This window comes from Pedobacter flavus (assembly GCF_036324285.1).
Taxonomy (GTDB): Bacteria; Bacteroidota; Bacteroidia; order Sphingobacteriales; family Sphingobacteriaceae; genus Pedobacter; species Pedobacter flavus.
On the sequence record NZ_JAZDQU010000001.1, the window covers coordinates 296124 to 308319 of the forward strand.

Genomic DNA, 12196 nt, shown 5'->3' on the forward strand with positions numbered 1-12196 from the left:
TTTATCATAATATGCCCAAATTTTGTAAAACTTATTGAAGTAGTCCCAAACTTAATTGACTTTACTTACCTTTGTATTATGATATCACTGCCTGTTGTAACAGAACAAGAAGTAAAAAGAAAACCAGATTGGCTACGCGTAAAATTACCAGTAGGTAAAGAGTATGCGCAAGTTAGAAATTTAGTAGATACTCATAAGTTGCATACCATTTGTGAAAGTGGGAATTGTCCGAATATGGGCGAATGCTGGGGTGCAGGAACTGCAACATTTATGATTCTGGGAAATATATGCACGCGTTCTTGTTCTTTTTGTGCAGTTGCGACAGGCCGACCACTTGCTGTGGATACTGATGAACCCAACCGAGTTGCCAATTCAGTAAAATTAATGCAAGTAAAACACTGTGTTATAACTTCTGTTGATAGAGATGATTTAAAAGATGGCGGTTCTATTATCTGGGCCGAAACTTTACAAGCCATTCGTCGCGAAAGCCCTACAACTACTTTAGAAACATTAATTCCAGACTTCAAAGGTCAATGGGATAATTTATATCGCGTTTTGGCAGAGCGACCAGAGGTAGTAAGTCATAACATGGAGACCGTAAAAAGATTAACTCGTCAGGTAAGAATCCAAGCTAAATACGATAGAAGTTTAGAATGCTTAAATAGAATTAGTAAGGAAGGATTACGCACTAAAACAGGAATCATGCTAGGCTTAGGAGAAACTGAGGCTGATGTTTTAGAAGCAATGGACGATTTAGTAGAAAATGGCGTACATATCCTTACATTAGGCCAATATTTGCAACCTACTAAAAATCATCACCCTGTGGTCGACTGGATTCATCCAGATCAATTTGCAAAATATAAAGAACTTGGTTTAGCTAAAGGACTTAAATACGTAGAAAGTGGACCCTTGGTAAGATCTTCTTACCATGCCGAAAAACATTTGTTTTAATTTCCCTTCATTAAGTTTTTTATCACTTTCGGAATTTCTTTGGCAACAGCCGATGCAATAACGTTGTTTTGTGTTTTAGATAATTCATCGGCAGCCTTACCATGAATAAAACAACCTATTATACAAGCTTCTTCTGCTGAATATCCTTGCGCCAAAAGTCCTGTAATTATTCCTGTTAATACATCTCCCATTCCACCGCTAGACATAGCAGGATTACCACTTTGATTTATATAAACAACATCAGATGGTGTAATAATAAATGAATATTGGTTTTTTAAAACTATAAATACCTGAAGTTCTTTGGCCTTTTTAGTTGCGGTTTCTATTCTTTCCCACCAATTATTATGTTCGCCAAATAATCTATCAAATTCTTTAATATGCGGCGTTATGATACTTCCTGGCTTTAGTTTATTTAAAAAGCTTTTATGGGCCGATAAAACATTTATACCATCAGCATCTATAATTAAAGGTTGTTCGATTGCAAAATTTAACCAAGACACCACTTCATCTGAAACCCCTATTCCGCAACCAAATGCTATGGCTGAGTATTTACTTAAATCTTTTCCCAAATCACTTCTCGAAAGATACATCACCTCTGGCAAAGCTGTGTTTAATGCCGTTAAACCCGATTCAGGAATGCATGCAGTAGTTAAACCCGCTCCGCTATACAAACTTCCTGAACAAGAAAGTAAAGCAGCACCCATGGTATATGTTGAGCCTCCAATAATTAAAGTATGGCCGTAGCTACCTTTATGAGAAAATTTAGATCTTGGCTTTAATATTCTTGAGATTAAATTTTCTGAAGAAAGTTGCCAATTGTTCTGTAAACTAAGCTTATGATTGGGTAAAAGTACTTGGAAGTCATTTATAAAAAATGCACTTTCTGGGAAGAAAAAATTAATTTTTGGAGCAAAACAAGTAAATGAGGTTATACATTTTATCGCTTCCAATTCAGATTTAATTGCACCTTCTGTGGGGAATCCTGATGGATAATCAATGGCGTAAATTTTTGCATTTAAGGAGTTTATAGCCCGATAAATATTTGTTGCGTAATCATTATTCAGCGTGTTATCTGAAAAATTAATGGCGTCTATTAGTACAGTTTCTTTAATTCCCTTTATATTTTCTATGGATAACCAGGCAGAATTTGGAACTTTTATAAAAGATGCATCGTCAGTTTCCTCATTAAACACATAATAAGTACTAACAGTAAAACTTAATTTTTTAAGTCTATTAGCTATTTTTAATCCAACTGTTCCTTTAAAACTATTTCCAATTAAAACTCCTATTTCAGCTTTATCGATCGAGGGAATAAATGCTTCTATAAATTCATCAATATATGCATCTAAATACTTAGAAGCCTTGGCTTTTGCTAAATATTGAACCTGGTTTAAATCAGATAAATTTTGCATGTTTTACCTATTGATTAATTTACGAGCTATTCTCAGGAATTCATTTCCTTTTTTAAAAATTTACCGGTCAAACTAATTGGATTTTGAATTAAACCTTCGGGCGTTCCTTCAAATAAAATTCTTCCGCCTCCTGCGCCTCCTTCTTCCCCTAAATCTATAACCCAGTCGGCAACTTTTACTACATCCAAATTATGCTCTATAACTAATACGGTGTTCCCTTTATCTACCAGTTCATTTAAAACGCCAAGCAAAACATTTATATCTTCGAAATGCAATCCAGTAGTTGGCTCATCTAATATATAAAAAGTTTTACCAGTATCCTTTTTACTCAATTCTGTGGCCAATTTTACTCTTTGGGCTTCTCCACCACTTAAAGTTACAGACGATTGTCCGAGTCTAATATAACCCAACCCAACATCACTTAAGGTTTTAATTTTTCGATGAATAGAAGGTATTTGATCAAAAAATAAGCAAGCTTCTTCGATACTCATATCTAAAACATCGCTAATAGACTTTCCTCTATAACGAACTTCCAAGGTCTCTCTATTGTATCTTCTTCCCCCACATTCTTCACATGGAACTTGAACATCAGGGAGAAAATTCATTTCAATTAATTTCATTCCTGCACCCTGACAAGTTTCACATCGCCCTCCTTTTACATTAAATGAAAATCTTCCCGGTTTATATCCTCTAATTTTTGCTTCGGGAAGTTGTACAAATAAATTCCTTATATCAGAAAATACTCCCGTATAAGTTGATGGATTTGATCTAGGCGTTCTTCCAATTGGAGCCTGATCTATCTCTATTACCTTATCTATTTCTTTTAATCCACTAATCTTTTCATAAGGCAATGGTTGTTTCTTTGACCTAAAGAAATGATGATTTAATATTGGGTATAAAGTTTCTGTTATTAAACTCGACTTTCCACTTCCAGAAACTCCTGTAACTGCAATAAATTTTCCTAAAGGAAAATCTACAGAAACCTGCTTTAAATTATGACCTGTAGCCTTAATTAGAGAAAGTTTTTGCCCATTTCCTGGTCTTCTCTTTTTTGGTACTGCAATTTCCAATTTTCCATTTAAGTATTTTGCAGTAATAGAATTACTTTTTAAAATTTGCTGAGGTGTACCCTGTGCTACAATTTCTCCCCCATGAACACCCGCAGCTGGCCCCATATCTATCACATGATCTGCCTCCAGAATCATGTCTTTATCATGTTCCACAACTAAAACGGTATTCCCTAAATCTCTTAAATTTTTTAATGCATGTATTAAACGATCATTATCTCGTTGATGCAAACCGATACTAGGCTCATCTAAAATGTACATTACGTTCATTAATTGAGAACCTATTTGTGTAGCTAGTCTAATGCGTTGGGCTTCTCCCCCCGACAATGTTCTGGTGGTTCTATCTAATGATAAATAAGTAAGTCCTACATCCACTAAAAAGCCTAAACGTGCACGAATTTCCTTTAAAACCTCCCTTGCAATAACATTTTGTTTGTCAGTAAGTCGGCTTTCTAAATCGGTAAACCATTTTAACAATTCATTAATATCTAAGGATACCAATTCAAAAATGTTTTTGCCATCTATATAAAAATGCAAACTTTCCTTTTTTAATCGCGCGCCATTACATGCTGGACAAGTTTTAAGTCTTCTATATGCTTCTAAGTCTTCGGCTCCTTGCCCACTTCTGCGCTCCTGCTGTTCTTCAATAATTTTAATGATACCATCAAAATTTATGGAATAATTTTGAACATTCCATTTATTATACTCTACCGCTACAGAAAGCAAATCAGGAGAGCCATTAAGTATCATATCAACTATCTCATCTCCTAATTTTTCGATGGGTGTAGATAAAGAAAAATTATGCTTCTTAGCTAAAGCTCTTAATACCTGAAAAACCCAAGTATCTCTATACTCTCCCAAAGGAGCCAAACCTCCATTTAAAATGCTCAGCTTTGGATTAGGTATTACAGAATCTTTATCGACTACGAAAATATATCCCAATCCATCGCATTCTTCACAAGCCCCGTATGGTGAGTTAAATGAAAAACTATTAGGTTGAGGCTCATCATAACTAATTCCGGTAGTTGGACACATTAAAAATTTACTGAAATGAGCTACAATATTCTCCTTATCTGTAATTTTAATCACCCCCTTACCTACTTTCATTGCGGTTTCTACCGAACTTCTTAAGCGTTTTTGTTCGGTTTTTTCTACCAACAATCTATCAATTACAATTTCGATATCATGAATCTTATAACGATCTACCTGCATTTTAGGTGTCAGATCTTTTATTTCGCCATCAACACGAACCTTTACATAGCCTTGTTTCCTAATTTGTTCAAACAATTCTCTGTAATGACCTTTTCTTCCTTTAACCACTGGAGCCAAAATATTAATGGCTTTGCCATCAAATTTTTGAAAAATATTATTCAAAATTTGATCTTCACTCATTCGCTCCATACGCTCACCCGTATTGTAGGAAAATGCTTCTCCTATACGCGCATAAAGCAATCTCAGAAAGTCATAAATTTCGGTAATCGTACCAACTGTTGATCTTGGATTTTTACTAGTTGTTTTTTGTTCAATAGCAATAACAGGACTTAACCCGGAAACTTTATCCACGTCTGGGCGCTCCATACCGCCCATAAACTGTCGGCTATAAGCACTAAAGGTTTCCATATAGCGTCTTTGCCCTTCAGCATAAATGGTATCAAATGCGAGCGACGATTTACCACTCCCGCTTAAACCCGTTATAACAACCAGCTTATTTCTAGGAAAAGAAACATCAATATTTTTTAGATTATGTACTCGGGCGCCATAAACTTCTACGTCTTTTTGTTCCCCAAGATCAATAGTTTTATTGCTCATAGTATAGAATTACAGCATTTACAACTTAATGTTTATGAAAACGCTGAATAAACAAAATTGCTAAAAAAAGAAGACATTTTATCAATAATAGATTGATTTTTAGATTTAAAATACAATAAAAAAGGAGCTCAAGTTTGAGCTCCTAAATAACGTTTCCCTTTTGTGTGTTTTTATTCAATATGCGTGCTAGAAGCTACAGACGAATTAATATATCCATAACTTGCAGGCCTATCAATTATTTCTTTCATTGAAATTAATTTATAAACATATCCTCCTGTTTCTTTATTCAATTTCATTTTGAAATAATTATCTTCTTTTTGAGCATAAATCTGACGTCTTAGTTTTACGTCGCCTAAATTATATGCTGCTGCTGCCAAAGCCCAATTTCCAAATATGTTATGTAAATCGCGCAAATATTTACTGGCTGCAACTGTTGATTTATGTAGATCGTATCTTTCGTCTACCTTACCATTTACCTTTAATCCATACATTCTTGCTGTAGCCGGCATAAACTGCCAAAATCCAGCAGCTCCTTTAGGAGAAACGCCTCCTTTTATTCCGGATTCTACTAATGGAACGTATTTGAAATCATCAGGAATTCCATATTTAGCTAAAATTGGCTCAATAGTAGGAAACCATTTATCTGCTAACTTATGAAGTTTATCAGACTGAATCTTCTTATGCGAATGCTCAGCTAATATTTTTTTCATTTTTTTCTCAACTTTCAAGTCTCCTAATGGGAGTGAAACATTGGCGAAATTTAATCGCTCCATTAATGATTTTGGAGCTACCTCTAAAGGCTTTTTAAGTGTTATTGGGGTGGTATTAACGTTATCTTTTTCTGCTTTTGGTAAGTTGTAAGCAAACACTTTTGCCATAACTAGTAATCCTAAAATTACCGTACATGTTATTATGTGTTTCTTGATCATCTTCCTCCTTTTTTTGGTTAACAATTTTAAAACGGCGACAAAGATACAAATTACTCATCAGATTATCAAATAGTTACAAAAACGAACACAAATGTCAACGTTTTCAATTGGGATAAGCCTCTTATTTTTAATCAAATATTAAAGTAATAATTATATTATATAACGCGTTATTTTACTTAAATTTGCAGGTCATAATAAGCATTCTTAAATCCCATTATACATGAGAGAATTTAAAAGGAAAAGTCGCGACGACAAGTCCACCAAGGAAGACCAAAAAAAATCTTCTGAATCATATAAAAAGAAAGATTCAACATTTTCACCAAGATCTGAATCTTCAAATACAAGAAAAACTTCTTCACGCCCAACGGGTAAGTTTAATAAAGAAACCGGAAAACCAAGTTTCAATAAAGATAATTCAAGATCAGGCAATTACTCCGATAGAAAACCTTTTTCTAAAGATGGCGGAGAACGTCCATTTAAATCAAAATCTTTTTCAAATGAAAAAGAAAATAGTTTTAAAGAATCAAAAGGCAGAAGCTATATTAAAAAAGATGCTTTTGTAAAGAAATCTGATCAATCTTCGTCAACGAGCAAAGATGTTAGACCATTTCGTAAAAGAACCGAATCTGCTTCTTATAAAACCAAATCGACGAACTACAAATCTTCAAAACCTCAAAACCCTGTTCTGCCAAGTAACAATGATGGTAAAGTAAGGTTAAATAGATACATAGCTAATTCTGGAATTTGTTCAAGAAGAAAGGCCGACGAACTAATCGAAGCTGGTGTTATCTCTGTAAATAATGAAGTGGTTTCTGAATTAGGATTAAAAGTAGATCCTGCTAAAGATATCATAAAGTATAATGGTGCTTTATTAAAAAGAGAGAAAAAAGTTTATGTCTTGCTAAATAAACCTAAAGACTATATTACAACTACCGAAGATCCTCAAGAGAGAAAAACGGTAATGCATTTAGTTGAAAAAGCAAGCAGAGAAAGAATTTATCCAGTAGGAAGGCTAGATAGAAATACTACAGGATTGTTGTTGATGACCAATGATGGCGACCTTGCAGATAAATTATCGCATCCAAAAAATGGTATCACCAAAATTTATCAAGTTGAATTAAATAGAAATTTATCTCAAGGTGATCTAAATAAAATTCAATTTGGATTAGAGTTAGAAGACGGTTTAATTAAGCCAGATAGCGTTTCCTATGTTACTGGTGGCAGCAAAAAAGAAATTGGCATCCAAATTCATAGCGGTAAAAATCGTATCGTACGTCGTATTTTCGAACATTTAGGTTACGAAGTGGTAAAATTAGATAGGGTAGTTTACGGAAATCTTACTAAAAAAGATTTACCTAGAGGCAGATGGCGTTACTTAGATGAGCACGAATTAATTCAGATAAAACATTTAATAAAATAGAATGCGTTCTTTTAGGTTTCTATTGCTACTCATTTTTGTTTTACCATTTAATGTTGTAGGTCAAATTTATCCTTTAATTGTTGGAACATATACTGGCCCAGGTAAAAATAAAGGAGTACATGCTCTAATTTTTGACAGCCAAGATGGTAGTATTATAGCTACCAACAATTTTGTCCAAACAGACAATCCTTCCTTCACCAGTATTTCTGAAGATGGAAATTTCGTTTACAGTGTTAATGAAAGTGGAGAAAAAAGTGGAGTGTCTGCTTTTAAGTTTGATCATGACCTTAACCAATTGAAGCTTATCAACCGCATTGCTATGTCGAGCTTGGACCCTTGTTACATTGTGGTAAATAAAAAGCATGCGATTACTGCAAATTATTCAAGTGGCGATGTTTCAGTTTTTCCTATTGACCAAAATGGTGGTTTAAAAGACGCTATTCAAACTGTAAAACATACAGGTAAAAGTTTAAACCCAATTAGACAAAATAAGCCACATGCGCACATGATTGCGTTTACACCCGACAGAAAACATATTTTAGTGTCTGATTTAGGGATAGATAAGGTTATTCTTTATACCTATGATGAAAATAGCGATGAGCCATTAACTTTTAAACAAAGTTTCGATGTGCCTCAAGGTGCCGGACCTAGACATATGACATTTTCTAATGATGGTAAAACGTTATTTGTATTGGGCGAATTAGATGGAAATATTCATATTTTCGATTTTGAGAATAATCAGTTAAAATTGAAAAACTCAATTTCAACCATTTTTCCTGCCAGAGATATTAATGAATTTAATGCCGCGCATATCCAATTATCGGCAGACGGAAAATTTCTTTATGCGAGTGTTCGCGGAAAAGAAAATATTATTTCTGTTTTTGAAATTAAAGAAAATGGAACTTTAATTCCTGTTCAGCAGGTACCTAGTAATGGAATGGGGCCAAGAAATTTTACAATCTCACCCGATGGTGCTTGGTTGTTGGTAGCACATCAAAATTCTCAATCTATAATTGTATTTAACATAGATGCAGAATCTGGTAAATTAACCCAAGTTGGAATCGATTTTAGAATTGCAGCTCCAGTAAGTTTGCAGTTTATCCTATAAAAAAAGTCCGCAACTGCGGACTTTTTTCTATTATTTCTTGCCATTGTCTATGGCTACATTAATTACATCTTGAATTCTTCTTCTTATTGCAAGGTTCCCTAGTTTGTCTGAGACTTTTGGATGAACTCTATTAGATAAGAATATATAAATCATATCTCGAGCAGGATCAACCCATACCCCAATTCCCGTATAGCCGGTATGACCATAAGTTTGGTCAGAGGCTAACTCAGATGGGTACTTATTTTTAGGATCTGGATCCCACCTATCAAAACCTAATCCTCTCCTACTTACAACACTTTGTTTAGCTGTAAATTGCTCTACCGTTTCATGATCAAAATATTTCTTCCCACCGTAGGTCCCTTTATTTAGCAACATTTGATAAAAAATAGCCAAATCGTTTGCGTTTCCAAATAAACCAGCATGACCAGCAACTCCACCTGCTAATGCAGCACCTTGATCATGTACATAACCATTTAATAAAGTCTTTCTAAAAGTTACATCCTCTTCTGTTGGTACAATTTGGTCAATTGAAAAACGTTTTCTAGGTAAAAATCCAGTAAACTGCATACCAAGCGGTTTATAAAAATTCTCATCTAAATATTCAGTAATTGGTTTCCTAGATATATGTTCGGCAATATCTTTCATTACATACATACTTATATCACTGTAAACGTATCTTCCTTTAGAAACTATAGGAGAATTTAGCATTTTTGGCCACATAAAATCTGTATAAAACTTCTTTTTTACATAGAAACTATCTGCCACTTTAACATTGTAAACACGGGTAGAATCTCTAGAATAGTCGTCTTCTTTAACAAAATTATGAAATGGGATAAAAGGTATAAATCCTGCCTGATGCATCATTACGTCCCTAACGACTGTAGAATTCATAGGCGTATTTCTAGCTTTTGGAATATAATGTCCAACATTTAAATCTAAATTTAACTTTCCTTGTTCTACCAAACGCATAATAGCAGGTGTAGTTGCCGTAATTTTTGTTACAGAAGCTAAATCAAATATATCTGATGGCGAATTAGGTTTTAAATTAGCATAAGTATGATAACCAAAACTCTTATTATAAATTACCTTACCACCTTTTGCAACTAAAACAACTAATCCAGGAGCTGCCTTTTCTCTAATCGTTTCTAAGGCGATAGAATCTATTTGGGCCAACTCATTAGAGTTAACTTGGACATCTTCTGGAAGGGTATATTTTAAGCGAGATACAGAAGTTGTATATCCTGAGCCCTTAGTAAACTTAGTTCCAATATTATATTCTAAATTTGTGCGAACAGCTACTCCACCAAAGATAGCTTGAGGCAAAATAAATGCTGCTTCTTCAGTAATATAACCCGTCCACAATATTGGGGTTCTCAGATTTTCTAATTTCAATAACCCGTTTTCTGTACCAAAATAAGATACAATAACTGTCTTTTTTGACGAAACAGAACTAATAAAATCAAAGATTTTTTTATTACTAATTTGCTTTTCCGTTACTGGCACAAATAGAATATCATAAAATCTTAAATCGTCCTCTAAATCATTATAAGTAGTAGAATCTGCATATTTTAACGTTGATATTTTATCAACTTTAGAATATTTATTTAACAAGCTATCGAAGGTCTTTATAAACTCAAAATTAAAGTTTACAGAAGCCATTTTAACATCTGTTATTTCTTTAATGGGCAATGCATGACTACCATTATTAAACAACAATAACTCGTTCTCAATGGCCTTATATTTTTCGACCTTCAATAAGTTCTCTTTATTTTGAGCACATGCCGTTAAAACATTGCAAAATAGAATTGCAGTTAATAATAAAACGAAATTATTTTCTTTCAAAAACCTTCTCACCATTTAAATATGTCTTTAATACTTTTACATTTAATATTTCATTAGCCTTTGCTTTCATGAAATCTTTATCCATTATAACAAAGTCAGCAAATTTACCAACTTCTAAACTTCCCTTCTCTTTTTCTTCAAAATTTGCCTTTGCAGCCCAAATTGTCATACCTTTTAGTGCTTCTTCAGGGGTTAGAGCATTGTTAATTTGAAATCCTTGCTCCGGAAACCCTTTCGCATCTTTACGTATAGTTGCCGCATAAAAAGTTAACATCGGATTAATTTGTTCAACTGGAAAATCAGTTCCTAATGTTAACCAACCGTTTTGCTTTAACAAATCTTTATAAGCATACGCTCCACCAATTCTTTCTGCACCCAATCTTTCTTCTGCCCAGTACATATCTGAAGTGGCATGTGTTGGCTGAACTGAAGGAATAATCGAAGCCGTTCCAAATTTGTCAAAATCATCTTTATTTACAACTTGAGCATGCTCAATTCTCCAACGCTTATCATTTTTACCATTTAATACTTTATTGTAAATATTCAATATTGCACGATTTGCAGAATCTCCAATTGCATGGGTATTCATCTGAAAATTATTTTTATTAATTAATTCTGCTACTTCTTCAAAGTGTTTTAAATCACTCAATAAAAATCCTGATTGATTAGGACTATCTGAATAAGGATGCAATAAGCAAGCTCCTCTTGACCCTAAAGCGCCGTCTGCATATACTTTAAATGATCTAACATTTAGTCTTTCAGTTTTAATTGCTCCATTTTTTATTAAAAAATCATAATTTTTTGGCGAATCTGATAGCATTGCATATAAACGCATTTTCAGATCATTTGATTCATGCAATTTTTTTAGAAGCTCTACTTGTTCATGATCAATACCACAATCAACAATTGTTGTTAACCCAACTGCGAAGCAGTTTGCCTGTGCTTCCATTAGAATTTTTTTAGTAAAGTCTAAATCACCCGCTGGAATTTTTGAAGCAACCAATCCAATTGCATTGTCAATAAGAACCCCTGTTAATTTTCCATTTTGGGTTATCATTTCACCGCCTACCATTTGCTTGTATCCGGTAATTCCTGCTAATTCGAGCGCTTTTTGATTAGCAATCGCAGCATGTCCATCAACCCTAGTTAATAAAACTGGTCGATCTGGAAATAGCTCATTTAACAACTGATTCGTAGGAAACTGTTTCCCTTTCCATAAATTTTGATCCCATCCTCTTCCTTGAAGCCAGCCTTCTGGATGTGTCTTCGCAAAATCTTTTAATCGCTCAATTAATTCATTCCAAGATTGAGTTCCAAATAAATCTGCAACCTGCAAGCTCTCTCCATATCCAAAAAAATGTGCATGACCATCAATAAATCCAGGATAAACAGGATTTCCTTCGGCATTTATTATTTCTTCAGATTCAAATTTCGATTGAATTTCATCAGTTGTACCAACGGCAATAATTTTCCCGTCCTTTACAGCAAAGGCTTCAACAACATCAAAACCTTCATTTACTGTATAAATTGAACCATTAATCACTAGAAAATCTGCTTTCTTCTTGCCGCATGAAATTAAAAATAGCGCGCAAATCAAAAACACAACAGACCTTAAATTGCTTTTATTCATAATAATTTAGTTTGTGGTTATAGGATTG

At 33.9% G+C, this 12196-nt stretch carries 8 protein-coding genes; 3 read left to right on the forward strand and 5 right to left on the reverse strand.

Features of this window, described 5'->3' with window-relative positions:
• The first annotated feature begins 78 nt into the window (after nucleotides 1-78).
• Nucleotides 79-951: a lipoyl synthase gene (lipA, locus tag VRU49_RS01375; RefSeq protein ID WP_330144975.1), complete on the forward strand. Its 873-nt coding sequence runs from the start codon at nucleotides 79-81 to the stop codon at nucleotides 949-951.
• Here lipA and VRU49_RS01380 read toward each other — a convergent pair.
• From VRU49_RS01380 to VRU49_RS01390, 3 genes are all read right to left on the reverse strand, one after another.
• Nucleotides 948-2363, reverse strand: a complete 1416-nt coding sequence (locus tag VRU49_RS01380) for an NAD(P)H-hydrate dehydratase (protein ID WP_330144976.1) — start codon at nucleotides 2361-2363, stop codon at nucleotides 948-950. The genes lipA and VRU49_RS01380 overlap by 4 nt on opposite strands.
• Before the next feature lie 32 nt (nucleotides 2364-2395).
• A complete protein-coding gene (gene uvrA, locus VRU49_RS01385) occupies nucleotides 2396-5239 on the reverse strand; it encodes an excinuclease ABC subunit UvrA (RefSeq protein WP_330144977.1) in 2844 nt (947 codons plus the stop codon).
• A 170-nt stretch (nucleotides 5240-5409) separates the two neighbouring features.
• On the reverse strand, nucleotides 5410-6117 hold the full coding sequence (locus VRU49_RS01390) for a lytic transglycosylase domain-containing protein (protein ID WP_330144978.1): 708 nt from the start codon (nucleotides 6115-6117) through the stop codon (nucleotides 5410-5412).
• A 271-nt stretch (nucleotides 6118-6388) separates the two neighbouring features.
• Here VRU49_RS01390 and VRU49_RS01395 point away from each other — a divergent pair, with 271 nt between their 5' ends.
• Nucleotides 6389-7588 (forward strand): pseudouridine synthase, encoded by a 1200-nt coding sequence (locus VRU49_RS01395; RefSeq protein WP_330144979.1) that lies wholly within the window; start codon nucleotides 6389-6391, stop codon nucleotides 7586-7588.
• A gap of 1 nt (nucleotide 7589) precedes the next feature.
• A complete protein-coding gene (locus tag VRU49_RS01400) occupies nucleotides 7590-8696 on the forward strand; it encodes a lactonase family protein (RefSeq protein ID WP_330144980.1) in 1107 nt (368 codons plus the stop codon).
• Nucleotides 8697-8726: 30 nt separating this feature from the next.
• Here VRU49_RS01400 and VRU49_RS01405 read toward each other — a convergent pair whose 3' ends face one another.
• Together VRU49_RS01405 and VRU49_RS01410 are read right to left on the reverse strand one after the other, a co-directional pair.
• Entirely contained in the window at nucleotides 8727-10553 is a 1827-nt protein-coding gene (locus VRU49_RS01405; protein ID WP_330144981.1) for a serine hydrolase domain-containing protein, read from the reverse strand.
• Nucleotides 10525-12168, reverse strand: coding sequence for an amidohydrolase (locus VRU49_RS01410; protein WP_330144982.1), 1644 nt, complete (start codon nucleotides 12166-12168; stop codon nucleotides 10525-10527). Before VRU49_RS01410 ends, VRU49_RS01405 begins: the two co-directional genes overlap by 29 nt.
• Nucleotides 12169-12196 lie beyond the last annotated feature (28 nt).